The organism is [Micrococcus luteus] ATCC 49442, assembly GCF_010367585.1.
Taxonomy (GTDB): domain Bacteria; phylum Actinomycetota; class Actinomycetes; order Actinomycetales; family Micrococcaceae; genus Arthrobacter; species Arthrobacter luteus_A.
In genome coordinates, this window is the sequence record NZ_JAAAXP010000001.1 from 116907 (window position 1) to 142789 (window position 25883).

Consider the following 25883-nt stretch of genomic DNA (forward strand, 5'->3'; position numbering starts at 1 on the left):
CCCTGGCTAGCCTTTGGGCTTGTCCGCATCCCCGGCGTCGGACGAACCAGCGTCGGATGGCCCGTCGCCGGTGTCAGAGGCGCCGGCCTCGGAAGCACCGGCCTTGGAGCCATCGGCGCCGGAACCGGGCTGCGCCGCATCATCCTTCGCCGCGTCATCCTGCGGCGCGTCGAAGCCGCCGCTCAGCAGCTTCTGCAGGGCATCATCCACTTCACTTTCGCTGGCCTCTGCCAGCTGACGGCGCCCGCCGAAGCCCTGCGGGTCATCGAGGTCCGCAGCCGTGGGCAGCAGGTCGGGATGCTGCCAGATGGCATCGCGTCCCTCGATGCCGCGCTCCTCCTTCAGGACGGCCCACAGCGTGGCGGCCTCCCGCAGCCGGCGCGGGCGCAGCTCCAGTCCCACAAGGGAGGAGAACGCGTGTTCGGCCGGGCCGCCGGTGGCGCGGCGGCGCCGGACCGTTTCACGGAGGGCAGCCGCGGAGGGCAGCATCTTCTCCGTGGCGGAAGCGGTGAGCTCATCCACCCAGCCTTCAACGAGGGCCAGGGCGGTCTCGAGCTTTTCGAGGGCCTGCTCCTGGGCGGGCGTCCGCTGCGGCATAAACACGCCCTTGGACAGTGCCTCCTGGATGCCTTCGGGGTTGCTCGGGTCAAGGTCCCGGGCGAGTTCCTCAATGCGCGACGTATCAATGTGGATGCCCCGCGCGTACGCCTCGATGGCGCCGAGCAGGTGGCCGCGCAGCCAGGGAACCTGGACGAACAGGCGGGCATGGGCTGCCTCGCGCACGGCAAGGAACAGGCGGATGTCGTTTTCCGGCAGGCTCAGGCCCTCGCCGAACGCGGTGACATTTGCCGGCAACAGGGCCATTTCGAGGTCCGCCAGGGGAACACCGATGTCTGTGGAGCTGACTACCTCAGCCGAGAGCGCGCCGATGGCCTGGCCCAGCTGCATGCCGAAGATCGCTCCGCCCATGTTCTGGAGCATGGATGATGCCCCGCCCATCATGGACTTCATCTCTTCGGGCATTTGTTCGGTCATGGCGCTGGAGAGCGCGTTGGCGATGCTGTTGGCAACAGGTTCGGTCAGGCGCTTCCACGTACCGAGGGTGGCTTCCACCCACTCGGCACGGGACCAGGCCCGGCCAATCAGCCCCGTGGCAGGCAGGTCTGTCACGGGGTCCAGCCAGAGTTCGGCGAGCCGGAGGGCTTCGTCCACTTCCCGGGTCTGCAGGAAAGTGACTGACGGGTCGGCGGAGCTGGCGGCAACCCGGCGGGCATTCTCATGCGCGAGCTGCCAGTTGACGGGCCCCTCGGAGGGGGCGCTCATCATGGCCTGGACCTGTGAAAACATCTGTGCCAGGAGGTTCGGGTCGTCCGGCAGGCCGGCTGCTTTCGCCAGTTCGGCGGGGTCGAAGTTCTCCATACCCTTGCCGCCCATCAGGTTCTGCAGCATCTCGGTCAACGGATCCTTGGGCGTGTCATCGCCGTTGGACGGATTGAGTGGGTTGGAGGTCATGGTCCCGCCGATCGTCGGTTTGAGCATTCAACTTCACGGTACCCCGGGCCGCGGCGGCTGTCTGCCGGACAGGGGCGGCGTTCGCTGTAGGCAAAGAGCTGGCCGCAGGCGCCACCGCGTAGTGTTGGTTCAGTGACTACAACCCGTGGCGAACATCCCAACGAGGACCACGCTCCAGAGCTCGACGCCGGCGCAACTTCAGGTGCCGGAGCCCCGGCAGGAGCCCCGGCAGGAGCACCGGACGGAGTTCCTGCCGGGCAATATACTCCGCGGGAGTCCCGGCACGGGGACAGGCGGGTGTCCGTGATGATGCTGGCCGGAATGCTGGCACTGGGGCTGGGGATCGCGGCAGGCACCATTCCTGTGCCGTACGTTGTGGAGAAGGCCGGACCCACCTTCAACACCCTCGACCGGACCGGGGAGAACCCCGTGATCAGCGTTAAGGGACACGAGACCTATCCCGCCAAAGGCAACCTCGACCTGACCACCGTGTATGTGGAAGGCGGCCCGAACGGCCCGCTCAGCATCCTGGGCGTGTTTGGTGCATGGCTGGACCGGTCCAAATCCGTCTACCCCCAAGAGCTGATTTACCCCACGGGCACCACCAGGGAGCAGGCCGAGGAACAGAGCTCTGTGGCCATGACCACATCCCAGGAAAACGCGGTGGCTTCGGCGCTGCGGGAGCTCGACATCCCCTTCGGCCAGCAACTGCAGGCAGCAGGGCTGACCGATGGGTCGCCGTCGACGGGCAAAATCGAAAACGGCGACATCTTCGAAACGATCAACGGCAAGCCGATCACGTCCCTCGCGGTGGTGCAGGAAGAACTCGCCGCCGGAAAGGGCGCGCCAGTCACACTCGTTGTTCAGCGGGCAGGGGAGTCCGTTAGCCAGACCATCACTCCCATGGACAACGGCGCGGGCCGCTACATCCTCGGCGTCATGCTGAAGTATCTGTTCGACTTTCCGTTCGACGTGACAATTTCCTTGGATAAGGTGGGCGGTCCCAGCGCCGGCTTGATGTTCTCGCTGGGCATTATCGACACCGTCACACCGGGTGACCTGACCGGCGGCAAGCACGTTGCCGGCACCGGGACCATCAATCCCGACGGCATTGTGGGTCCCATTGGCGGCATCCAGCAGAAAATGCAGGGCGCGCGTGCCGGCGGGGCCACACTCTTCCTGGCACCGGCAGAAAACTGTGACGAAGTCGCGGGACACATTCCGGAAGGACTGCAGGTGGTCAAAGTTGAGAATCTCGCCCAGGCACGCTCCGTCGTCGAACTTGCCGGATCGGGCCAGGACACGGCGGGTTTGCCCGTCTGCACCACCAACTAGACTGAGGCCAGGAACTAAGCTTTACCGCCACTCGTGGCAGATATGACGGACGTTGCCACACGCTTGCCCGGTGCCGGACGTCAACCGCACGCACGCTCCGAATGTAAATCTGACGATCAGCTATGAGGTACCGAGTTTGTCCCGTCCCACCAGCCCCATCCCGCCCGGAAGACCCCCATCACGACGAGGGGCCCTGACACCCACCCTGATAGTCGTTGCCCTTGTAGTTGTGGGCTTTATCTTCTTCGCCAATGTGTGGACTGATGTCCTGTGGTACCAGCAGCTCGGTTACTTCGAAGTGTTCGTGACCGAAAACCTTTCCCGGATCCTGATCTTCCTGGCCGGCTTCGCCCTGATGTTCGCCGCCGTCTTCTTTGCCATCCGGATCGCCTACCGCGCCAGGCCCGTCTATGCGCCCGACTCTGAAATGCGTGACAACCTCAACCGGTACCAGGCACAGCTCGAACCGGTCCGCCGAGTCGTTATGGTGGGCCTGCCCATCCTGTTCGGTTTGTTCGCTGGAAGCGCGGCCGCCAGCCAATGGCAGCGGGTCCTGCTGTTCTTCAACCAGGAGCCGTTCGGCGAGAAGGACCCCCTGTTTGACCTGGACATCAGCTTTTATGTGATGACCCTGCCGTTCCTGGGCTTCGTCACGGGATTCCTGATCAGCGTTGTGGTGGTGGCCGGCATCGCCGGAATCCTTACCCACTACCTCTACGGCAGCATCCGCCTGCTGGAACGCGGCGTGTTCACCAGCCGTGCGGCACAGATCCACCTCGCAGTGACCGGCGCAACCTTCCTGATCCTGCTGGGCGTCAACTTCTGGCTGGACCGGTACTCTGCGCTGCAAAGCGACGGCGGCCGCTGGGCGGGTGCGCTGTACACCGACGTCAACGCCGTCATCCCCACCAAGGCGATCCTCGCCGTCGCGGCCGTTCTGGTGGCCATCCTCTTCATCGTTGCGGCGTTCATCGGCCGCTGGCGCCTGCCGGTCATCGGCACCGCCATGCTGATCATCACCTCGATCCTCGCGGGCGGGGTGTACCCGTGGGTCATCCAGCAGTTCCAGGTACGGCCTTCAGAAGAGACCTACGAGCGGGACTTCATCAAGCGCAACATCGATATGACCCGGGCCGCCTACGGCCTCGACCAGATCCAGGTGGACCGCTACGACGCAACAAACACCGCGAACACGGGGGCCCTGGCCCCGGACGCCCAGACCACAGCCAACATCCGGCTCCTGGACCCCAACCTGATCTCGGATGCGTTTTCCCAGCTTGAGCAGTACCGGCCGTACTACCAGTTCCCGGACGCGCTGAACGTGGACCGCTACGAGGTTGACGGCAAGGTCCAGGACACTGTGATCGCCGTACGCGAACTCAACCCGACCAACGTCGCCACGAACCAGCAGGGCTGGCTCAACCAGCACGTTGTCTACACCCACGGCTACGGCGTGGTCGCGGCCAAGGGAAACAAGTTCACTGTCGATGGCAAGCCGGAGTTCCTGCAGTCGGGCATTCCCTCCACAGGCGTCCTGGGCGACGACTCCACGTACCAGCCGCGGATCTACTTCGGCGAGAACTCGCCGGAGTACTCCATTGTGGGGGCGCCGGACGGCGCCACACCCCGCGAGCAGGACAGGCCTTCCGGTAAAGAAGGTGAAGCGGACAACCAGTACACCTTCGAAGGCAACGGCGGCCCGAACGTGGGCAGCTTCTTCAATAAGGTGCTTTACTCCATCAAGTTCCAGTCCTCGGACCTGCTGCTGTCCGATGGCGTGAACGCAGAGTCGCAGATCCTGTACGACCGCAATCCGCGGGAGCGCGTGGAGAAGGTCGCACCGTACCTGACAGTGGACGGCAACGCCTACCCGGCGGTTGTGGACGGCCGCGTCAAGTGGATCGTCGACGGATACACCACCTCACAGTTCTACCCCTACTCACAGCAGGAGCAGCTCTCCGCGGCGACTGCCGACTCACAGACCTCCGCAGGGCGGTCTGTAGCCTTGCCTAACAGCTCGGTGAACTACATCAGGAACTCGGTCAAGGCCACCGTGGATGCCTACGACGGTGCGGTGACCTTGTACGCCTGGGATGACCAGGACCCCATCCTGAAGGCATGGCAGAAGGTTTACCCCTCGTCGCTGAAGCCCTACTCGGAGATGTCCGGGGACGTCATGAGCCACGTCCGCTACCCGGAGGATCTTTTCAAGGTCCAGCGTGAACTCCTCGGCCGCTACCACGTCACCGATCCGGGCAGCTTCTACCAGGCAAAGGATGTCTGGAGTGTTCCGAACGATCCCACCGTGGATACCGACGTCAAACAGCCGCCGTTCTACATGTCGCTGCAGATGCCTGACCAGGAGACGCCGGCCTTCCAGCTGACGTCGTCGTTCATTCCCCAGATTGTCAACGGCACAGCCCGCAACGTGCTGTACGGCTTCCTGGCGGCTGACTCTGACGCCGGCAATGAGAAGGGCGTGAAAGCCGAAAGTTATGGGCAGCTGCGGCTCCTCCAGATTCCGCCGGAGATCCAGGTTCCCGGTCCGGGCCAGGCCCAGAATAAGTTCAACTCCGATCCCACCGTGTCCCAGGCCCTCAACCTCCTGCGCCAGGGTGCTTCGGAGGTCCTCAACGGCAACCTGCTGACCCTGCCCGTGGGCGGCGGCATCCTGTACGTCCAGCCTGTTTACCTCAAGTCCACGGGTGAGACGTCCTACCCCACGCTGCAGCGTGTGCTGGTTGCCTTCGGTGACAAGGTGGGCTTCGCTCCAACGCTCGACGGCGCGCTGAAGCAACTCTTCGGCGGTGACTCCGGTGCTGCTGCCGGTGACTCGGACAACACCGGCCAGACGCCTCCTGCTCCCGGCGAGACGCCGCCGCCGAGCGCGGGTGCCCAGGCTGACCTCAAGGCGGCACTTGAAGCCGCGAACGCAGCCGTCAAGGCAGGGCAGGCGGCCCTGGCCGCCGGCGACTTTGCCGCCTACGGGGAAGAGCAGAAGAAACTAGCTGCCGCCCTGCAGAAGGCCCTTGATGCCGAGGTGAAGATCCCGGTGGCGGCCCCAGAGACCGCGCCGTCGCCGGAGGCAACCCCTTCAGCGGAAGCCACGCCGACGCCTTCGCCTGCAGCGAGTAACTGACGGCGGCCCAGCGAGACGCACATCACGCCACCAGGATTTGGCCTCCCGTTCACCGGACGGTAGAGTTGATCTTGCGACGCGGGGTGGAGCAGTTCGGTAGCTCGCTGGGCTCATAACCCAGAGGTCACAGGTTCAAATCCTGTCCCCGCAACTGGTGGAAAGTCCGGATTCTGGAAACAGGATCCGGACTTTCTGGTTTAAGCTGCCATGGTGCCGGAGATGGGGCGGCTGACTGATGGCCGCCGGGGCGGGTGGTAATTGCCTCCGCCAAACTAGGGTAGTGTTGATGTTGCGACGCGGGGTGGAGCAGTTCGGTAGCTCGCTGGGCTCATAACCCAGAGGTCACAGGTTCAAATCCTGTCCCCGCAACCATGTGAAAGACCCCGACCGGCATTACGCCGGCCGGGGTCTTCTTTTGCCCGATTACTGCTGCTTCCTAGTATTCTCGTTCGCAAAGCCATTTGAGCACTGGTCAGTCATTCTCGAGAGGAATGTTGTTCGATGTCCACACCCACGAAGAAGCCCGGTTCTGCGACAGGCAAACGGTCCAGGCTGTACTGGGGTGTGCCGGCCGCTCTTGTGGCCCTGGTGCTTGTGGTGCTCCTGGCCAAGTGGATGACCGGACTCCCGGCTGTGGCCTCGTTCCTGGCTGACTATCCGGGGCATTCGGAACTTCCCGATGGTGCGCCAGTGGGTTTTCCGGCCTGGCTCGCCTGGCAGCACTTCCTGAACGGGTTCTTCCTGCTGCTCATCATCAGGACCGGCTGGCAGGTGCGGACCACCACACGCCCCAGCGGGCACTGGACGCGTAACAACAAGGGCCTGATCAAGCCCAAGACCCCGCCCGCCAAAATCACGCTGGAGCTGTGGCTGCACCTGACGCTGGACGCGCTGTGGATCCTCAACGGACTCGTGTTCGTGGTCCTGCTGTTTGCCACCGGCCAGTGGATGCGGATCGTGCCCACCAGCTGGGACGTCATCCCCAATGCGCTGTCTGCGGCACTTCAGTACGCTTCGCTGAACTGGCCCACGGACAACGGCTGGGTGAACTACAACGCGCTGCAACTGCTGACGTACTTTGCCACGGTCTTCATCGCCGCCCCGCTGGCGTTCATCTCCGGGATTCGGACCTCCCCGGCCTGGCCCAAGAAGGCGCCGGCCCTGAAAAAGGCCTATCCCATGGAGCTGGCGCGGGCCATTCACTTCCCGGTCATGATCTACTTCGTGGCCTTCATTGTGGTGCACGTGTTCCTCGTCCTGGCTACGGGAGCTTTGCGCAACCTGAACCACATGTACGGGGGCAGTGACGACGCCGGCTGGTTTGGTTTCTGGGTGTTCGTCGCCTCTGTTGCGGTAATGGTAGCGGCCTGGTTCCTGGCGCGCCCACTCTTCCTTCGCCCCATTGCCTCGCTGATGGGCAAAGTCAGCCGCTAACGGCCCGTCCAGGCACGGCGCACGCCTTAGTCCTGCTTCTGGTCCTTGAGCCGCTGGTAGGTGGCCAGCGCGCGCTCTCTGGACTCGGGCAGCCCCACCACCGGCGCGGGGTACCCCTCCACCTCGGGCTGCTTCCACGGTTCATGGATGGCCTTGCTGTCCAACGGGGCCAGTTCCGGGATGAACTCGCGCAGGTAGCGGCCCTCGGCGTCGAACTTCTTGCTCTGCGTCACCGGGTTGAAGATCCGGAAATAGGGGGACGCGTCGGCGCCTGAGCCCGCCACCCACTGCCAGTTCGCCGGGTTGCTGGCGGCATCGGCGTCCACCAGGGTGTCCCAGAACCACTCTTCCCCGAGCCGCCAATCGGCCAGGAGATTTTTGACCAGGAAGGAAGCCGCGGCCATCCGGACCCGGTTGTGCATCCAGCCTGTCTGCCACAGTTGCCGCATCCCGGCGTCCACCAGCGGATATCCAGTCCTGCCCTGTTGCCACGCCGCCAGTTCTCCCGGCGTGGGTTTCTGCCATTCGAAGGCATCGAACTCCGGCCGGTAGTTGCGCGTAGCCAGTTGCGGGTTGACGTACAGAAGCTGCCAGCAGAACTCACGCCAGCCAAGCTCGGACCGGAAAATACCGACGTCGGGACCCGCCTCCCGCGGGAAGCGGAGACGGATTTCGTGCCAGATGCGGAACGGACTGATCTCGCCGAACCGAAGATGGGGTGAGAGCCTGCTGGTGCCCTCCACTCCGGGCACGTTCCGCCCCGTACCGTAGTCCTCGGCCGGTCCGTCCAGGAAGTCATCCAGCCGCTGGTGCGCGCCGGCTTCCCCGGGTCCCCAGGTCTTTGCCAGGCCGCCGCTCCAGTCCGGTGACACGGGCAGCAGGTTCCAATCGGCCAACGGCTCACTGACCGCCATTTTCCTACGGCCCGCCGGAGCGGGGGAGGGCAGGCGCGTCGGCGCATCCAGGGGTTTGCGGGGTTCACCTGCCGCCGCACAGGCGCGCCAGAACGGCGTGAACACCTTGTAGGGCCCACCGCTGCCAGTGGTGATGGTCCACGGCTCGAACAGGAGATTCGCCTGGAAGCTGGTGGCTTCGATGCCGCCCTCCGCAGCCCAGGCCTTGATGTCCGCGTCCAGCGCACGTTCGGGGCCGCCGTAGCGGCGGTTCCAGACCAGCTGCCGGGCACCTGTTTCCTCCGCCAGCTCCCGGATGACCTTGGCGGCCGGACCGCGCCTGAGGGTGAGGGCCGAACCGGTTTTTTCCAGATCGGCCGCCAGCGACGTCAGGGAGTGGTGCAGCCACCACCGGACGGCACCGCCGAGGGGCCGGATCCCGTCTGATTCCTCGTCCAGGATGTAGACCACCGTGAGTGGCAGGCCGAGCCCGGCGGCGTGGGAGAGGGCAGGATTATCGTCCAGACGGAGGTCATCACGGAGCCAGACGATGGTCGATGCGACGGAAGAAGCCATGAACTCCACGCTACACACCAACCAGCAGCGCCAGACGGCAAAGGCCGGAGTTCATGATGAACCCCGGCCTTGACGGCGCCGCCCGCTGACCCAGCGGAGGCCGGGGGCTACAGTTTGTCGAAGTCGGCTTCGTCCACGGTGGACCCGGACCGGGTGGAGTCGCCCGAGGCTCCGAGGGCAGGCTTGGCGCCGCCGGACTTCAGGGCTGCCAGGCGAGCTTCGATTTCGGTCTGCTCCCCGAGGTCCTCGAGCTGGTTGAACTGGGCGTCCAGGCTCGACGCAGCAAGTTCCTGCTGGCCGCGGACCTTGGCCTCTTCACGGCGGATCTTCTCTTCGAAGCGGCCAACCTCGCTGGTGGGATCCATGAAGTCGATGCTCTTGATGGCGTCGTGGACCTGGGACTGTGCTGCCGCAGTCTTCGAGCGGGCCACCAGTTCGTTGCGCTTGCTGGTTAGCTCGTTGAGCTTGCCCTTCATCTGGTCCAGGCCGGTCTTGAGCTTGTCCACCACTTCGCGCTGCGAGGCGATGCTGGGCTCTGCGCCCTTGGCCTCATTCTCAGCGGACATCTGGCGCTGCAGGGCCACCTTGGCGAGGTTGTCGAACTTCTCGGCATCAACGGTGTCGCCGCCGGCACGGTACTCGTCCGCCTTGCGCGAGGCGGCCAGGGCCTTGTTGCCCCAGTCCTGCGCGTTCTTGACGTCTTCGCGGTAGTCGTCCTCGAGCATCCGGAGGTTTCCGATGGTCTGGGCAACTGCGGATTCAGCTTCCGCAATGTTGTTCGTGTAGTCCCGGACCATCTGGTCCAGCATCTTCTGCGGATCCTCAGCGTTGTCCAGCAAAGAGTTAATGTTCGCCTTTGCAAGCTGCGCGATCCGGCCGAAAATGGACTGCTTAACCATAGTGTTACCTTTCGTCCTGCTCAGTGGTGGCCACTGAAATCAGTGAACCGTTGTTGTACCGCTTCCTCGCGCCGGCGCACGGTAGCGCCGGCGCCTCGCCTTCAGCGCTTAGAAGTCACCGCCGCCGCCGGAGTCACCGCCCCAGCCGCCCATGTCTCCGCCGCCGAAACCGCCGCCGTCACCGCCCCAGCCGCCGCCGTCGCTGTGACCGCCGCCCCAACCGCCGCCGCTGCCGCCGTTGAGGATGGAGTTGATCAGGATGCCGCCGAGGATGGCGCCGCCGAGGCCGCCGCCGCCTCCACCCCGTCCGCCGAACATGCCCCCGCCGCCGAAGCCCTGGTTGGCATAACCGCCGAAGTTGTCGACGTCTGCCTGGGCCAGCTGAGCTGCCTGGGCTGCGAGGGCGTGCGCCTGCTGGGCGTAGGTAAGGGCGGTCACGGGATCGTTGCGGGAAATGGACAGTGCGTAGTCCAGATTGCGCTGCGATTCAGCGAGCCGCGTCCGGGCTTCAGTGCCCACTCCGCCACGACGGGCGGTGATGTAATCCGAGGTGGCACTGATCTGTGCCTGGGCCGACATGATGGTCTGCTGCAGGGACGCCTGGGCGCGGCGGGCCTGGTCCTGCTGGTTGCGGATGCCGGTAAGGGACTGGTCCAGGGACTGGTGCGCGGTCTCAACCCGCTGCAGTGTGGCGATCGGGTCAATCTTCCCGCCCTGGATTTCTGCCTTGACCTGGCTAAGCGCGGCTTCAACCCCGGCCACCGGGCCGGCGAGTTCGGGATGCTGTCCGGATTGGATCATGGCCTTCGCCTGGGCAAGGTCCTGGGAAGTCTCGACGACGGCCGCCTCCAGACCACTGCGGGCCTCGTCCAGGCTGGCGGACACCTTGGTGATGGCATCAAGCAGGACGTTGGTCTGATGCAGGCTCTCCTCAGATGCGCGCACGGCAACAGCTGCCAGGCTGCCTTCGCCGGCTGCGAGCTTTTCCTCGGCCGTGGCCGTGGCGTTCTGAACGAATGCCAGTCGTTCCTTGGCCTGGGTGATGTTGTCAGCCACCTGTACCAGGGCGCTGTCGGCATACTTGGCCCGCAACGCCGTCAGTGACTGTTCGGCGCTGGTGATCTTGGCATCGGCCTCGCGTGCTCCGGCACTGACAGTGGCCAGGGCCTGCGGGGCGTTCTTTTCGAGTTCACGCAGGGAATCAAAGTCTGCTTTTTGCTCCTGGAGCGAGCCGAGCGCTGCCTCGGAGCGGCGGATGATCTCGCCGTACCAGCTGCGTTGCTGCTCCTCAGTATCCGGGATGTGGTCATCGAGCTGCTGTTGAAGTTTGAAGGATTCGGTCATGTGGGCTTTTGCCTCGGCCAAAGCCTTGGTGAAGTTCCCTACAGCGGCGTCACCGTACTGTGCCTCTGCGAAGCCGAGTTCCTGTTCGCTGGATTTGATGGCGTCGTCGGCTTCGATGATGAGGGATCCGCTCTTGCGCCGGAGTTCCTCGATGCTCAGTGATGCCAGCGGATCGAGCTCCGCGCCCTGGGGACCGTAGCTGGCGCTGGATGCCTGGGCGGCCTTCTTGCGCTTGTTTCGGAAGTAGAGATACGCGCCGGCTCCACCGGCGGCCGCAATGCCCGTTCCAACCAGGATGGCTGCGCCGGCGCCGTCACCGGAGGGAACGGTTCCGCTCCCGCCGCCTGCTGCATCGCCAATGGCGGCGGCTGCGTCAACGGCTGCCTGTGCCCAGTCGCCGGCGCGGAGCTGTGGGTCCACCGCGCTCGACAGGATCTTGTCCCGCTGCGCGTTGGTGATTTTGCTGTTGCCGGGTTTGCTGAGCTGGTACTTCCTGGACTCGGTCGCAACCGCAAGAACCAGGGCGTTCTGCCCCAGTTTGGCATTCGTTGCCACTTCGGCGGCCCACTCCGCGGGAACATCCGGATTGGTGAAGGTCTTAACATAGACCACGTGCAATGTCATCGCGTGGTCTGTGCCCAACTTCTTGATTGCTGACTCAACCTCGGCTTTGTCGCCGCCAAGGACTCCGGCCTTGTCGACAATCTTTGTCACCGGGTCCAGCGCGACAGGATCCTCCGCAAAAGCCGCGCCGGCAGGAACCGCGAGCAAACCGGTCAGGCCGATTACGGCGAGGATACGCTTGAACTTTGACCGCATGTGCAACCCTTCAGCACGCTTGACACCTATTCGGGACGAATGAGCGTCTCAGAATGCAGCAGCGCCCCCACGCATTGGTGTAAAGCCGCAGGTCGCTGTGGCATTTCCTTTTGATTCTATGGTGCACCCGGCAGTGCGTCCATTGGGGGGAATATGCCACCAGCGAAACCTCCGGCCGGCCGGGAAAGCGGCACAAACACCGCTCTCAGGAACCTCTCAGCGAACGCACGCCCCAGTTCCAGTCAGACGGTCCATAGTTAATGCAGACGAGGATGAAAGGAAGTCACATGACTGAGAACCCAACCCCGGGTGCAGCGCCTGGAAACCGGGAGCCGGACGAGAACCGGAATCCGGCCCGGACCCCTGCGGAGGACCGCAGCGACGCTGGCGGTCACTCCTATCCGACCGAGCGGTTGGACCGTCCCGGGCCAACTGAAAACCCTACGCAGGAACTGCCCGGGGCACCCCGTCCGGTTTATCCTCCCCGCGAACCCTTCTACGGCCAGCAGTCACAAAACCAGCAGGACCAGAACCCGTACGGCCAGTCCACCGGCGGACACCAATACGCCCAGCCCGGCGCGCACTCAGCGCTTCCCGGCAGCTATTCGGGCCAGTACAACCCGGGCCAATACAACGCCACCCCCAACCCGGCTGACGCCCCGCGGCGGAAGGCCGCGTTCGGCGTCGGCACCCTCGTGGCAAGCATCCTCGCTGCCGGCCTCGTCGGCGGCGGGGTGGGGGCGGTGGCGACGGGCGGCATGTTCGACAACGGGTCCCCGGCGGCGGTCAGCAGCAACAGCCAGCCCGGCACGGTCATCGTCAACAACCAGGATGACGTCAATGCCATCACGGCTGCCGCACTGAAGGCCACCCCCAGCGTGGTGACCATCAGCGCCTCCAGTGGCGGTTCCGGCGGGACGGGCTCCGGCATCGTCCTGGACAAGGAAGGGCATATCCTGACCAACACCCATGTGGTGACGCTCGACGGCCAGAGCGCAAACGCCGCCCTGGAGGTCCGCACCAGCACCGGCAAGGTCCTCAAGGCCACTCTCGTGGGCACGGACCCGCTCTCTGACCTGGCGGTTATCAAGGTGGACGACACTTCCGGACTCACCCCGGCCGCCCTGGGCGATTCCGGCAAGCTCAATGTGGGTGACACGGCCATCGCCATCGGCTCCCCGCTGGGCCTCACCGGCACTGTCACGGACGGCATTGTCTCCACGCTGAACCGGACCATCAGCGTGGCATCCGCGGCGGCCCCCAAGGACGGCGACGAGTCCCAGGACGACGAAGGCGGCTTTAAGTTCGCGCCCCCGGGCGGCGAACAGGGTCAAAGCACGTCGGGACAGGGCTCCATTTCCATCAACGTGATCCAGACCGATGCTGCCATCAACCCCGGCAACTCCGGCGGTGCACTGGTCAACACCGACGGCGAAATCATCGGCGTGAACGTGGCCATCGCATCCGCCGGCTCCGATTCCTCATCCAGCGGAAACATCGGCGTGGGCTTCAGCATCCCGATCAACCACGCCAAGCGTGTTGCCCAGGAGATCATCGATACCGGCAAGGCCTCGCACGGCCAGCTTGGCGTCAGCGTCAGGGATAAGGCGTCCGGGAGTTCGTCCTCCAACTTCTCGGTAGGAGCGGACGTGGCCACGGTGGAGGCCAACTCGGCAGCTGCCAAGGCCGGCATCAAGGTGGGCGATGTAATCACCAAGTTCAACGACCTGGTCATCAGCGAGTCCAACCAGCTGACGGCAGCAGTCCGTGAACAGGCCGGCGGCTCAACCGCCAAGCTCACTGTCCTGCGCAACGGCCAGGAGCAGACGGTTGACGTTACGCTCGGCACTGCGGCGGACCAATAGGAAGTCGGCACGAAGCAACAACGACGGCGGCGCTCTGGTGAGCGCCGCCGTCGTCCGTTGCCCGCTGACCCCCGACAGGCAAACGCAGTGACACAGGCGTTAACGGGGCGGCAACGGAACACGGCTATATGGTTAGCTAGGATCTACCCGTACCCCGGGCGTTCCGAGGCCATGACCCCATCCGGCTGGCTGTCCACAAGCATGGAAGGCTGCTGTAAACACAGTGGAAGAGACATTGAAGATCATCGTCCTGGTCAAGCATGTACCGGACGCGCAGTTCGACCGTCACCTCAACGGGGAGGGCTACACCACGGACCGTGATGAAAGCATCCTTTCGGAGCTGGACGAATACGCGCTGGAGGCAGCACTGCAACTGGCAGAAGCCCGTGGCGGCGCCAAAGCCGGCAATCAGGTCATCGCGCTGAGCATGGGCCCGTCCGGCGCGGTCAACGCGGTCAAGAAGTCGCTCCAGATGGGCGCCACCGAAGGCGTGCACCTCACGGACGCGGCGCTGGCCGGTTCAGACGCTGCCGCCACGTCACTGGCGCTCGCCGCCGCTATCCGCCACCTCGGCGCGGTAGACCTTGTCCTCACCGGCATGGCCTCCACCGACGGCGAAACCTCGCTGGTGCCGGCGCAACTGGCTGAGCGCCTCGGCCTCCCGCAGGTCACCTTCGCGTCATCGCTGACGGTCGACGGCGGACGGCTCACCGCGCGCCGTGACGCGGACACCTTCTCGGAAACCGTCGAGGCGCCCCTGCCGGCTGTAGTCTCCGTGACCGACCAGATCAACGAGCCGCGCTACCCGAACTTCAAGGGCATCATCGCGGCCAAGCGCAAGAGCATCACCACGCTGTCTCTGGCAGACATCGGGGTTGATCCTGCGCAGGTGGGCCACTCCGGATCGTGGACCACGGTGACGTCCGCGGCCGACCGCCCGCCGCGCACCGCCGGCACCATCATCACCGACGAAGGCGACGCCGGCATTAAGCTCGTCGACTTCCTGGCCGCCCAGAAGCTGCTCTAAGAGGGATCACAGACATGGCTAACGTACTTGTATTCATTGACAACCCCGGGGACGCGCTCAAGAAGAGCAGCCTGGAACTGCTGACGGTCGGCCGCGCCCTGGGCGAAACCGCCGTCGCCGTCAACGGCGACCTGAACCCCGCTGTTTTGGCCGCCTTCGCCGACTACGGTGTCAGTGCCGTCTTCCAGCCCTCCGCTGCAGACCTGGATGACTATCTCGTGGCGCCCAAGGCGGCCTACCTCGCGGCTGCCGTCGGCGCTGCCGGTGCCTCCACCGTGCTCCTCGACAATTCACCGGAAGGCAAGGAAATCGCGGCACGTCTCGGCATCAGGCTCAGCGCCGGCGTCATCACCGACGTTGTCGCGGTCGACGCCGATGGCACAGCACATAAGTCGGTCCTCGCCGGGTCCTACACCACAGCTGCCAAGGCTGTAACGCCCGTTTCCGTGCTGACCCTGAAGGCCAACAGCGTTACCCCCGAGCCGGCCTCGGCACCGAGCGCCCCCTCGACAAGCACCGTTGAGGTGCCCGCCGACGGCACAGCAGCGGCAGCACGCATCACAGCCCGCGAGCAGAAAGTGGCCAGCGGCCGCCCGGACCTCACCGACGCCCGGATCGTTGTGGCCGGCGGACGCGGCCTCGACGGCGACTTCGGCCCGGTGGAAGAACTCGCAGATGCCTTGGGTGCTGCCGTGGGCGCCTCGCGCGCAGCCACCGACGCCGGCTGGATCAGCCACGATGCACAGGTGGGTCAGACCGGCAAGACCGTGTCCCCGCAGCTCTACATCTCTGCCGGCATCTCCGGTGCCATCCAGCAGAAGGCCGGGATGCAGACAGCGAAGGTCATTGTTGCCGTCAACAAGGACGCCGAGTCCCCGGTCTTCGAGATCGCCGACTTCGGCATCATCGGGGACCTCTTCGACGTCCTGCCCCAGGCCACGGAAGAGATCAAGAAGCGCAAAGGCTGATTGTGGCTGAATCCACTGCCTCTGCACAGAGCCCGTTCAACCCGGCCACACACCGGATTGAGCGGGTGCTCTGTTTTGCCGCCCATCCCGACGACATTGACTTCGCTGCCGCCGGCACCATCGCCGCCTGGACAGCCGCAGGCGTCCACGTCAGCTACTGCATCATGACCGACGGCGACGCCGGCGGATTCGATCCGGCGCACCGCGCCGAAATCATCACCTTGAGGGCTGCCGAGCAGCGCCGGGCAGCCGAGCTGGTGGGCGTCAGCGACATCCATTACCTGCATGAACGCGACGGCTACCTCGAACCGACGCACGAAGTGATCAAAAGCGTGGTGAAGCTCATCCGGGAAGTCCGTCCCGACGTCGTGCTTGCCATGCATCCGGAGCGGAACTGGAACCGTATCCAGAAGAGTCACCCGGATCACCTGGCAGTGGGCGAGGCCGTGACCCGGGCCGTGTATCCCGCAGTGGAAAACCCGTTCGCCTACCCTGAACTGGCCGACGCAGGACTGGCTGCGTACAAGCTGCCCTGGCTGTGGCTGTACGCCGGTCCGGATGCGCGGGAGAACCACTTTGTAGACGTCACGGACCATGTGGCTGCGAAGCTTGACGCCATCCACGTACACGTCAGCCAGCATCCCGACGTTGCGGCCATGGAGGTGGCGGTCCGGAAGGGGATGCTGGCCAACGCGCGGCGTGCAGGGCTGGCGGAGGGCCGCAGCGCCGAAGCGTTCCACGTGGTTGCGGTCAACAGTCCGGAGACCATCGCGGGTTTTTAGGGAGTAGCTGTCCAGATAATGAAGCCTGAAACTTCATTATCTGGACAAAAACTCCGGGGAAACCCGGGATCCTCAGGCACCCAGCGGCGCGGCTGCGACGATGGGGAAGGTCGGGGCAGCTGAGCCACCCACCGGCTCCACGGTGATTCCCAGGGATGAAGCCGACGCGATCCCCTTCACCACGGCCGGCTTGGACAGCGCGGCCTCATCCATCAGGCCCTGCGAGACAGGTGCCGAGCCGTCCTTCGGGATCAACCACATCTGGTAGACCTTGCCCGACGGCGGGGCGGGGACGTCATTCATCTTGACTACAAGCGCATCCTTGGAGGACGAGATCAGGACCGTTGCCGTTCCGCCTGCCGCCACGGGGACTGTCGCTTCCTGGACGTCCTCGGCCCGGACCACCTGGTTCAGGGGGTCGTTCTGATCGGCAACGTAGCTGCCGACGGCCACGCCACCGAGCGCGATTACGGCAGCCGCAGCGGCTGCGGCGAGCCAGCGGCGTGCGCCGGCAGGCCGGCGTCGTGCCTGCCCGCCTTGTTCACGGCGAAGCCTCGCAGCCGAGAGCTCATCCGGTGCTACTGCCTGCTGCCGGATGGCCGGAGCGGCTGCGGGAGCGGAAACAGGCACCGCAGAACCGTCAGCAGGGAGCTGCGCGAGGGCGGACAACTGCGACACGATGCGTGCAAACAGATCCGCGGGAGGTTCCTCCTCTGCGGTAAACGACATGGCCAGGGTTTCCCGGGCCTGGCGCACCCGCTCCAGGAAGATATTTCGCTCAGCCTCCGGGGCAGCGGAGATGTAGCGGTCAATGGCGGCGCGTTCGTCGTCGTTCACCGCGTCCAGGGCATAGAGCTCGGCCAGGTCCACGGCCCGCCCTGACTCCAGGTCGGCAGCAATTTCAAGGCCGAAGGACCCGGGACGGCGGGCGCCTCCGGGGCTGTTCATTTCAGTCATCTCAACTCACCCCCAGACAGGTCTTCAAGCGGATCAGTCCGTCGCGGATGCGGGACTTGATGGTGGGTACTGCTGCATTGAGCTTTTCCGCGACTTCGCGGTACGTGAGGCCGCCGTAGTAGGCGAGCCGCACGGATTCCTGCTGCGTATCGGTCAGCGTTTCCAGGCACCGGACCACCGCCTCGGCCTCAAGCTTGCTGTCCACTTCAGCTGAAACGGAGTCGTGGTCCACATCCTGGCTGCTGGCACCGTACTTGGCCTCACGGTCCGTGGCCGACTGCGCGGACCGCACTTTATCCACTGCCCGGCGATGGGAAATGGTCATCAGCCACGACATGGGACTGCCTGCCTCCGGGTTGAACTTTGCGGCGTTCTGCCACACCTGGAGGAAAACTTCCTGGGTTGTGTCTTCGCTGAGTTCGGGATCGATCAGGACCCGGCGCGCCATGCCAAAAACCCGGCGCGAGGTCAGCTGGTAGAACTCCGCAAACGCGGCCTGGTCGCCACCGGCAATCCGGGCGAGCAGCCCGGCCAGGCGCTGGCCAGGGTCCGCCGGTGTGTCTGTGACTGCGGCCCGGGACTCAAAATTCGGCGCGTTGGGAGTTTCCATCACCACCAAGCATAGGTGTCCGGGCGGTGAATCCGGGGCATTGCCGCCGGGACTGAAGAGAGCAGCGGGTAGGGCAGGCACCGCGGCCGGCCCGGCTTTCAACAGAGTCACCTGCCGCTCCTTCATCGCCCTGGAATTGCTGTCAGGAGGGATTCGGTGCCGTGGCCGGCGCGGATGGGCCCGTGCGTGCCCGAATTTAGCTCAGACTTGGGCTCCTGCGAATCCCTGCTGGCGCCACGCCTCGTAGACGGCGATGGAGGCAGCATTGGCAAGGTTCAGCGATCGCAGGGAGGGCAGCATGGGCAGGCGCACGGTTGCGGTGACATGCGGATCCCGCTTTACGTGCTCGGGCAGGCCCACGGATTCCTGGCCGAACATCAGCACATCGCCCGGCAGGTAGGCGATATCCGCATAGCTGGCGGTGCCGTCGGAGGTGAAGGCATACACCCGTTCGGGCTGCAGCGCATGCCAGGCGTCCTCGATTGTTTTATGGATGGTCACCACCGCGAGGTCGTGGTAATCCAGGCCGGCCCGCCGGAGCTTGGCGTCGGAAAAATCAAAGCCCAGGGGTTCCACCAGGTGCAGTTCGGCGCCGGTGATGGCCGCCAGCCTGATCGCATTGCCGGTGTTGCCGGGGATTTCGGGGGAGTGGAAGAGGATACGGAACACGGTCCAATCCTAGCCAGTCCAGCCCCGCTGCCGTTCCGTGGCCGCCTGCCAGTGGCTGCCGTTCTTGATGACGCGGGTCAGTGCATGCCGCGCAGCAGCCTCGCGAGAATCTGCACATTGACTGTGTTGGGAGCGGGGCCGGAGGACAGGAACTGCTTGAGGCCGCGCACCAGCCCCGCTGCGTTGACCACCTGCACAGTTTCGCCGGCGCCGGCTGAGCGCTTGTGGCGGTCGATGACGGGCTCGTGGAGGTTGCCGTCGGGGCTGTGGATGACCGTCCAGCCGGTGACGTTGAGTTCGGGGAAGATGTCCTGCATGGCGCGGACCACGTGGGCAAGTTGTGGCGGCGCGATGGAACGCCCGCCGTGCCTGAGGCTCTGCCCGTCCCAGGCATAAGCCCCCTTCGGCAGGAGCATGGAGCCGATGAGCGCCAGCCGGTAGCCGGAGAGCAGCGCGTGATCGATGTGGCTGTTGTCTGCGGGAGATTGAAGGCCGTTGATCAGCCGGGCCGCCGGTATGGGCGGCAGCACCTGCCGGCTGATGAGCTGAACGGTGCGCATTTCACGCTGGATGCGCGCCTCCGCGCCAAATATTCCGCGTTTTCGGGGCATTCCGTGCACCTGTTGGCTGGCCTGGCTGAGAGGGATCAGCGGAACCGTGCCGGAGGCTTCGAAGGCGGCCGTGTCGTAAGGCGGGATGTAGACAGCCGGGTCCCCGGCGGTATTGCGGGGCGTGTTGGGCCTGTGCACGGTGGCGGAGGCGCGGCTGCCGGCGGCCGGTGCGTCGAAGTGTGCCTCGGTGTCGCCGGCACCGAAGGTGTTTCCGGCCGTCCCCGCCGCGTACGAGCGGTCGTAGGCCTTACGGCGCGAAGGGTCTATCAGGGTTTCGTACGCGGCCGTTACCCGGCGGAACGCCGCGGCGTCCCCGCCATGGTCCGGATGCGCCGTCCGCGCAGCCCGGCGGTAGGCAACCTTGATCTCTTTGTCGGTGGCTGTCACCGCGACGCGGAGCACCTCGTAGTAGGAGCTGCTGCTCTCGGTCAAGCACTCATCCTTCGGTTCGTCTGGCCAGTCCACGGCAGGCAGCCCGGTTGGGCCCCAGTTTAGCGGCCTGTCCACACAACGACTGCGCGGGGGGAAGTGGTTCCCGCGCCGGTGGGGCGCTGACGGCGCGGGCACCGGCCCGCCGTCTAGACTCGTGGATGGTGACGGCAGGCCGGCCGTCCGGAAGGAATATTGGGGAGAATGTGAAGGCACAGGCTGTACTCATGGCGGGGGCGCTGCTTGGCGCCGCGGTGTTGGCAGGATGCAGTGTTGGCGTTCCGGACCCCGCAGCCCCCAAAGTGGTGCCGACCGCCACCGCGCTGGCCACTCCCACCATCACACCGGGCCATGACGCCGCGGCAGTGGCCGCCAAGGATATGCCCTTCTCGGCCGGTGCGACGCTGGCCAGTGGCGTCCCGGTGGGGATCTCGGACGGACTCAAGGATGCGCCCGGGTGGACGCCGGTCAAGCAGAATGTGGCGGGGGAGAGCCAATACCTCAAAGGCGACGGCTGCCTGGTGGCGGCCAAGGTCCGCAGCAATCAGTCGCCGCTGGTGCTCGGTGACGACAGGGAGTCAACCGTTGGCCTCTTTACCTACTTGGACCCGACTATCCTGCCCGCCTACCTGAAGACGGCAACGCTTCGGTGGGGCGGCCAGCCTGAGAAGCCGGGTCCGAATGTTGAAGTCCTGATGCTGGAAAAGCCTGGCCAGTCGGGCGCCACATCAACGGCGGTGCTGGCCAGGGTCTTCGGCACCGCAGCATCGTCGGTGTACGTCTCGGTGTCCTGCCCGGACGCTGCCACCCTTGCGGCGGCTCAGGCCGAGGTGGCAGCGCGGCTCGTGGTGGTTCCGCCGTCGAACTAGCTGCGACGGCGCCAGGACCCGGCGGGGGAAAGCCGGTTCAGGGCCAGTGCGCCGACCAGCAGGCCAAAGTCCCGCAGTGCCACATCGTAGAAGCTGCCCAATACGAGCAGGTTGATGATGATGCCCAGCAGCCAGACGGCCACCAGCAGGGAACCGAACCGGGGACGGACGGCCACCATGACACCGGCGATGATCTCCACCACACCCACGACGTACATAAATGTTTGCGCCGGGACGGGCACAACGGCGGTGGCGACGGGGGCGAGATAGATGGTCCAGTCGGTGAGGATGTTCGTGAACTTGTCCAGCCCGAAGAGGACAGGCGCCACGGTGAACACAGTGCGGAGCAGGAGGAATGCCTGCCGGTCCGGTGTCATCGACTGCAGGCGGCCACGTGACACGTTTTCTGTGGTGGTTTTCATGGTGGACTCCTTCTAAAAGTAGGTATTATTATTTTAGAAACATCCAAGAGTTTAAGCAATGGAGATTGCTTTTAGAAGGTGGTGCGTATGCGCAGACTTCCATGGGGACGCCGCATGGCAGCCGTGGCATCGCTGGGCGATGACAAGCGGCGGCAGTTGTTTGAGCTGATTGCCTCGGCGGACGGCGCGGTGGGGCGCGACGAAGCCGCCGTGGCCCTCGGCCTGCCCCGCAGTACGGCTTCCTTCCACCTCGACAGGCTGGTTCAGGACGGGCTGCTGGCAGTGGAATTCCACAAAGCGGCCGGCAAATCCGGTCCGGGTTCCGGCCGGCCCGCCAAGATGTATCGGCCTGCGGCCAACGAAGTGGGTGCCTCGGTGCCTGATCGGAATTACGATCTCGCCGGGGATCTGCTCGCCGCCGCCGTGGAGCGCTCCACCGCAACCGGCGAGCCCGTGGCTGATTCGCTGCGGACCACCTCGTACCGTAAAGGCCAGGAGCTGGCCGCCGGGGCGACGGGCCTGGCAGAGTTTCTGGCGGGGGAGGGCTATCAGCCCCGGCCCGACGGCGACGGAGGCCTGGTATTGGACAATTGCCCTTTCCATCGGCTCGCCGACGGTCACCCGGACGTGGTCTGCGCCATGAACGGTTCGTTCCTGCAGGGGGCCGCCACAGCATGCGGCGAGCCGGAAGGACGCATTGCATCGAACAGCGTCCCCGGGCAGTGCTGTGCACGGATCACGCCGTCCTGAATTCTTTGCGGCCGACGCCGCTAGAATTGATGCGTGCCCGTCTACCTCGATCATGCCGCCACCACGCCGCTTTCTGCCGAGGCTCTGGCAGCCATGACGCGGGAGCTTTCCCGCACCGGCAATCCGTCCTCCCTGCATGGCTCGGGCCGCCGCGCCCGCCGCTCCGTGGAGGACGCCAGGGAAACAATCGCGAAGGCAGCCGGCGCCCATCCCTCCGAGGTCATCTTCACCTCCGGCGGCACTGAGTCGGACAACCTGGCCGTCAAGGGCCTGTATTGGGCCCGCTCCGGCGAGGACCCGTCCCGGCGGCGCATCCTCTGCTCCGCCGTCGAGCACCATGCCGTGCTGGACACCGTCGAATGGCTGGAGCGGCACGAAGGTGCCGAGGTCACCTGGCTGCCGGTGGACGGGGACGGTGTGGTGGACCTGGACGTCCTCGGCGCCGAACTGGCGCGCGAACCGGAATCGATAGCCCTTGTGACCGTGATGTGGGCCAACAACGAAGTGGGCACCATCCAGCCTGTGCACCGGATTGTGGAACTGGCACACGCCGCGGGCATCCCGGTCCATTCCGATGCGGTACAGGCGTTCGGCTCGCTGCCCGTCGATTTCAAAGCCTCCGGCGTGGACGCGATCTCCGTCTCCGGGCACAAGATCGGCGGCCCCGTCGGTGTGGGTGCCCTGTTGCTGGGACGGGCGGTCAAGCTGACGCCGGTGCAGCACGGCGGCGGCCAGGAGCGCGATGTTCGCTCCGGGACGCTGGACACGGCATCCATTGCCGCGTTCGCCGCGGCAGCCGAAGCAGCCACCACCGGGCTCGCCGCCGAGGCGGCCCGCATCGCGGCACTCCGTGACCGGCTTATCGACGGCGTCCTAGAGCGCGTGCCGGAGGCTGTGCTTCGCGGAGCGGCAGGAGAGGGGCGTCTGCCGGGCAACGCGCACTTCACCTTCCCGGGCTGCGAGGGGGATTCGCTGCTTTTTCTGCTGGACCTTGCGGGGGTCGAATCGTCCACGGGGTCCGCCTGCACGGCCGGCGTGCCGCGCCCGTCCCATGTGCTTCTGGCCATGGGGCTGGACGAGGAAACGGCCCGCGGCGCGCAACGGTTTACGCTCGGACATGCCTCCACCCGGGAGGATGTGGATGCCCTGCTTGCAGCACTCCCCGCGGCATACCAGCGCGCCCGCCAGGCCGGAATGGCCGGACATGAATCGTCCATCCAGACTGCCGGTACGGTTGCGCGTCAGGCAGGCGCCGGCAGGAGCTGATCGAGTCCGGCGGAAGCGTCGGCAAGGCGTTCAGCTGTCACCGGCGTCCGGGCTGAGATGAGGGCCTTGATGGTCTTCTGCGCGCCGGGCTGGGCCTTCCGCGGCCAGTTGACGCTCATCCCGGCCACAACCCGGGAATCCTGCTGCCAGGATGCGATGAACTCCTTGTCCTCCAGCGACCCCCGGATCACGGGTTCGGCGCCTGCAGCCAGTGCGGGGAAGCCGGAGTACTCCATGCTGATATCGAACTGGTCTGTATAGAAATAGGGAATTGTGCTGAGTGTGGCGTCCTGGCCCAGCATCGCCTTCGCTGCCACCTTGCCGCCGTTCAGGGCGTTGGACCAGTGTTCGCTGCGGTGGTGCCGGCCGGTGAAGGGATGCAGGGCGTTGGCGACGTCGCCGGCGGCATAAATGCCGGGTTCGCTGGTTTGCAGCGACGCGTCTGTAAGGATGCCGTTGTCCAGCGCCAGGCCGGCAGCGTCGGCAAGTCCGGTTTCCGGAACCACACCCACGGCAATGATCACAATGTCCGCCGGGAGCAGTTCGCGGGAGTCCGTCACAACCCCTGTGACAGTCCCGTCCGTCCCGGTGATCTCCCGCGCTGAGGCGGGCAGCCGGAAGCTGACTCCTTGGGCTTCGTGAAGGCCGCGGAAGAACCGTCCGAGGTCCGGGCCGATGGCACCGGCCAGGGGAATCTCCTCCAGGCCCAGCAGGGTGACGTGGTTTCCGTACGTGGCCGCGGCGGCCGCCAGTTCCATGCCGATCCAGCCTGAACCGATCATCACCACGTTCTTTCCGCCCGGTGACAGCTGGTCGCGGAGCCGCCTGCTGTCATCCAGGGTGCGAAAGGTAGAAACGCCTGCCAGCTCAGTGCCCGGGAGGCGCAGCCGCCGGGGAGATGCGCCGGTGGCGAGCAGCAGTGACTCATAGGCCAGGGATGTTCCGTCGTCGAGCTGGACCCTGCGCTCCCGCGCCTGAACGGCGGTGACCCGCACGCCCAGGCGGAGGTCGACGTCGTTTTCCGAGTACCAGCCGGCCGGCACCACCGGGACGGCGTCCTCTGCAGCCTTGCCCAGCAGGTACTCCTTGGACAGCGGCGGGCGCAGGTAGGGATGGTGGCTTTCGGCACCCACAACGGTTACCTGCCCGGTGAACCCTTCAGCCCGCAGGGTTTTGGCTGCCGTGGCACCGGCCAGCCCGCCGCCCGCAATGATGATGCTCCGGACACCCATCCCTGCCTCCCGCTGGTGAGCCCAATTCTAAAACGGTTATGTCTGACTTTAGAAGCGCAAGCAGGCGCAGTCAAGGTCTTTTGGGAAGGATTGGGCGTGCCGATAGAATAGACGGGCAGGCATTGTGATATTTATCCGGCTGCCGGTAACGGCTGCCCTCCCTTGATGCACGCAGCCCCCCGAACCCCAGAGAAAGCCAGTATGCGAGTCTTAGCAGCCATGAGCGGCGGAGTCGACTCCGCCGTAGCCGCAGCACGTGCCGTTGAAGCCGGGCATGACGTCGTGGGCGTTCACCTCGCGCTGTCCCGGATGCCAGGCACGCTGCGGACGGGCAGCCGCGGCTGCTGCACCATCGAAGACTCCCGCGACGCCTGGCGTGCCTGTGACGTGCTGGGTATCCCCTACTATGTCTGGGACTTCTCGGAGCGGTTCAAGGAAGACGTGGTCCAGGACTTCATCGACGAATACGCTGCCGGCCGCACACCCAACCCGTGCATGCGCTGCAATGAGCGGATCAAGTTCGCTGCCCTGCTGGAGAAGGCCATTGCCCTGGGCTTCGACGCCGTCTGCACCGGCCACTACGCGAAGGTGATCACCGACGCCGAAGGCAACCCCGAACTCCACCGTGCAGCGGACTGGGCCAAGGACCAAAGCTACGTCCTGGGCGTCCTGACCCACGAGCAGTTGAAGCACTCCATGTTCCCGCTGGCCGATACCCCCTCGAAGGCCGAAGTCCGTGCGGAAGCAGAGCGCCGCGGGCTCTCGGTGGCAAACAAGCCGGACAGCCATGACATCTGCTTCATTCCCGACGGCGACACCGCCGGGTGGCTGGCCGAAAAGATCGAAATGACCACCGGCGACATCGTGGACGAAACCGGATCCAAGGTGGGGGAACACCCGGGCGCCAACGCGTTCACCGTCGGCCAGCGACGCGGCCTGAAGCTCGGCACCCCTGCAGCGGACGGCAAGCCCCGCTTCGTGCTGGAGATCCGGCCAAAGGAAAACAAGGTGGTGGTGGGGCCCCAGGCGCTGCTGGCCATCGATGAGATCCGCGGCATCAAGGTCTCCTGGGCCGGCCTGCCTATCGCCGAAATCGAAACCGGGGCCGGGTTTGAGTGCCATGCCCAGGTCCGGGCGCACGGGGATCCTGTGCCGGCAACCGCACGCATGGTGACGGTTCCCGGCGAGGACGCAGCCCAGCTTCTGGTGACGTTGACCGAGCCGCTTCGGGGTGTGGCTCCCGGCCAGACGGTGGTGCTCTACCAGGGCAGCCGCGTGCTGGGCCAGGCCACCATCGATGCTGCGCGGTCACTGCAGCGCGCCGAACTTTAGGGAGCCCTGAGGGGAGCCTGTGGCGGGGCTGTCGAGCCGCCGCAGGTAAAGTTTGTGTCTCAACTCACAAATTGGCCGGTTGATGAGCCCGGCGTCTGATTGAATCTACGCATCAGGACAGCGCGCTGCCCGCCCGAGTAAAC

The 25883-nt window shown here is 65.4% G+C and carries 21 protein-coding genes and 2 tRNA genes; 13 read left to right on the forward strand and 10 right to left on the reverse strand.

Annotated features, from left to right (window positions below):
* Nucleotides 1-6: 6 nt before the first annotated feature.
* Nucleotides 7-1512 (reverse strand): zinc-dependent metalloprotease, encoded by a 1506-nt coding sequence (locus GUV69_RS00555; RefSeq protein ID WP_244292817.1) that lies wholly within the window; start codon nt 1510-1512, stop codon nt 7-9.
* 132 nt (nt 1513-1644) lie between these two features.
* Here GUV69_RS00555 and GUV69_RS00560 point away from each other — a divergent pair, with 132 nt between their 5' ends.
* From GUV69_RS00560 to GUV69_RS00580, 5 genes are all read left to right on the forward strand, one after another.
* Complete coding sequence (locus GUV69_RS00560; protein WP_431197085.1) at nt 1645-2847, forward strand: YlbL family protein; 1203 nt, start codon at nt 1645-1647, stop codon at nt 2845-2847.
* Nucleotides 2848-3004: 157 nt separating this feature from the next.
* A complete protein-coding gene (locus tag GUV69_RS00565; RefSeq protein WP_370590751.1) occupies nt 3005-5986 on the forward strand; it encodes a UPF0182 family membrane protein in 2982 nt (993 codons plus the stop codon).
* Nucleotides 5987-6063: 77 nt separating this feature from the next.
* Nucleotides 6064-6137: transfer RNA gene (locus GUV69_RS00570), tRNA-Met, on the forward strand.
* A gap of 144 nt (nt 6138-6281) precedes the next feature.
* Nucleotides 6282-6358, forward strand: a tRNA-Met gene (locus tag GUV69_RS00575).
* Between the two features lie 129 nt (nt 6359-6487).
* The gene (locus GUV69_RS00580) at nt 6488-7420 is read left to right on the forward strand and encodes a cytochrome b/b6 domain-containing protein (RefSeq protein ID WP_164198804.1); all 933 of its coding nucleotides are present in this window, start codon (nt 6488-6490) and stop codon (nt 7418-7420) included.
* Nucleotides 7421-7446: 26 nt separating this feature from the next.
* Here the strand turns inward: GUV69_RS00580 and GUV69_RS00585 are convergent, their stop codons facing one another.
* From GUV69_RS00585 to GUV69_RS00595, 3 genes are all read right to left on the reverse strand, one after another.
* Complete coding sequence (locus GUV69_RS00585; protein WP_164198805.1) at nt 7447-8889, reverse strand: cryptochrome/photolyase family protein; 1443 nt, start codon at nt 8887-8889, stop codon at nt 7447-7449.
* Between the two features lie 107 nt (nt 8890-8996).
* The gene (locus GUV69_RS00590; RefSeq protein ID WP_164198806.1) at nt 8997-9788 is read right to left on the reverse strand and encodes a PspA/IM30 family protein; all 792 of its coding nucleotides are present in this window, start codon (nt 9786-9788) and stop codon (nt 8997-8999) included.
* Nucleotides 9789-9896: 108 nt separating this feature from the next.
* Complete coding sequence (locus GUV69_RS00595; protein ID WP_164198807.1) at nt 9897-11951, reverse strand: TPM domain-containing protein; 2055 nt, start codon at nt 11949-11951, stop codon at nt 9897-9899.
* Between the two features lie 287 nt (nt 11952-12238).
* Between GUV69_RS00595 and GUV69_RS00600 the strand changes: the two genes are divergently transcribed.
* The 4 genes from GUV69_RS00600 to GUV69_RS00615 all read left to right on the forward strand — a co-directional run bounded on the left by GUV69_RS00600 (nt 12239) and on the right by GUV69_RS00615 (nt 16593).
* On the forward strand, nt 12239-13816 hold the full coding sequence (locus GUV69_RS00600) for a S1C family serine protease (protein WP_164198808.1): 1578 nt from the start codon (nt 12239-12241) through the stop codon (nt 13814-13816).
* A gap of 235 nt (nt 13817-14051) precedes the next feature.
* Nucleotides 14052-14843, forward strand: coding sequence for an electron transfer flavoprotein subunit beta/FixA family protein (locus GUV69_RS00605; protein ID WP_164206074.1), 792 nt, complete (start codon nt 14052-14054; stop codon nt 14841-14843).
* A gap of 14 nt (nt 14844-14857) precedes the next feature.
* Nucleotides 14858-15811, forward strand: a complete 954-nt coding sequence (locus GUV69_RS00610; protein WP_164198809.1) for an electron transfer flavoprotein subunit alpha/FixB family protein — start codon at nt 14858-14860, stop codon at nt 15809-15811.
* A 2-nt stretch (nt 15812-15813) separates the two neighbouring features.
* A complete protein-coding gene (locus GUV69_RS00615) occupies nt 15814-16593 on the forward strand; it encodes a PIG-L deacetylase family protein (protein ID WP_164198810.1) in 780 nt (259 codons plus the stop codon).
* 72 nt (nt 16594-16665) lie between these two features.
* Here GUV69_RS00615 and GUV69_RS00620 read toward each other — a convergent pair whose 3' ends face one another.
* From GUV69_RS00620 to GUV69_RS00635, 4 genes are all read right to left on the reverse strand, one after another.
* Nucleotides 16666-17550, reverse strand: coding sequence for an anti-sigma factor (locus GUV69_RS00620; RefSeq protein WP_164198811.1), 885 nt, complete (start codon nt 17548-17550; stop codon nt 16666-16668).
* 1 nt (nt 17551) lies between these two features.
* Nucleotides 17552-18160 (reverse strand): sigma-70 family RNA polymerase sigma factor, encoded by a 609-nt coding sequence (locus GUV69_RS00625; protein WP_164198812.1) that lies wholly within the window; start codon nt 18158-18160, stop codon nt 17552-17554.
* A 201-nt stretch (nt 18161-18361) separates the two neighbouring features.
* On the reverse strand, nt 18362-18829 hold the full coding sequence (locus GUV69_RS00630) for a tRNA (cytidine(34)-2'-O)-methyltransferase (RefSeq protein ID WP_164198813.1): 468 nt from the start codon (nt 18827-18829) through the stop codon (nt 18362-18364).
* Between the two features lie 77 nt (nt 18830-18906).
* Nucleotides 18907-19872: a J domain-containing protein gene (locus tag GUV69_RS00635; RefSeq protein ID WP_164198814.1), complete on the reverse strand. Its 966-nt coding sequence runs from the start codon at nt 19870-19872 to the stop codon at nt 18907-18909.
* 203 nt (nt 19873-20075) lie between these two features.
* Between GUV69_RS00635 and GUV69_RS00640 the strand changes: the two genes are divergently transcribed.
* Complete coding sequence (locus tag GUV69_RS00640) at nt 20076-20738, forward strand: hypothetical protein (RefSeq protein WP_348272236.1); 663 nt, start codon at nt 20076-20078, stop codon at nt 20736-20738.
* Here GUV69_RS00640 and GUV69_RS00645 read toward each other — a convergent pair.
* Nucleotides 20735-21160: a hypothetical protein gene (locus tag GUV69_RS00645; RefSeq protein ID WP_164198815.1), complete on the reverse strand. Its 426-nt coding sequence runs from the start codon at nt 21158-21160 to the stop codon at nt 20735-20737. The two genes, GUV69_RS00640 and GUV69_RS00645, sit on opposite strands and share 4 nt — an antisense overlap.
* Before the next feature lie 87 nt (nt 21161-21247).
* On the opposite strand from GUV69_RS00645, the gene GUV69_RS00650 reads away from it, so the two are divergent.
* Nucleotides 21248-21910: a helix-turn-helix transcriptional regulator gene (locus GUV69_RS00650; protein WP_164198816.1), complete on the forward strand. Its 663-nt coding sequence runs from the start codon at nt 21248-21250 to the stop codon at nt 21908-21910.
* Between the two features lie 33 nt (nt 21911-21943).
* Nucleotides 21944-23176: a cysteine desulfurase family protein gene (locus GUV69_RS00655; RefSeq protein ID WP_164198817.1), complete on the forward strand. Its 1233-nt coding sequence runs from the start codon at nt 21944-21946 to the stop codon at nt 23174-23176.
* Here the strand turns inward: GUV69_RS00655 and GUV69_RS00660 are convergent.
* Nucleotides 23152-24408: an NAD(P)/FAD-dependent oxidoreductase gene (locus GUV69_RS00660; protein ID WP_164198818.1), complete on the reverse strand. Its 1257-nt coding sequence runs from the start codon at nt 24406-24408 to the stop codon at nt 23152-23154. The two genes, GUV69_RS00655 and GUV69_RS00660, sit on opposite strands and share 25 nt — an antisense overlap.
* A gap of 201 nt (nt 24409-24609) precedes the next feature.
* Between GUV69_RS00660 and mnmA the strand changes: the two genes are divergently transcribed.
* The gene (gene mnmA, locus GUV69_RS00665; RefSeq protein ID WP_164198819.1) at nt 24610-25740 is read left to right on the forward strand and encodes a tRNA 2-thiouridine(34) synthase MnmA; all 1131 of its coding nucleotides are present in this window, start codon (nt 24610-24612) and stop codon (nt 25738-25740) included.
* Nucleotides 25741-25883 lie beyond the last annotated feature (143 nt).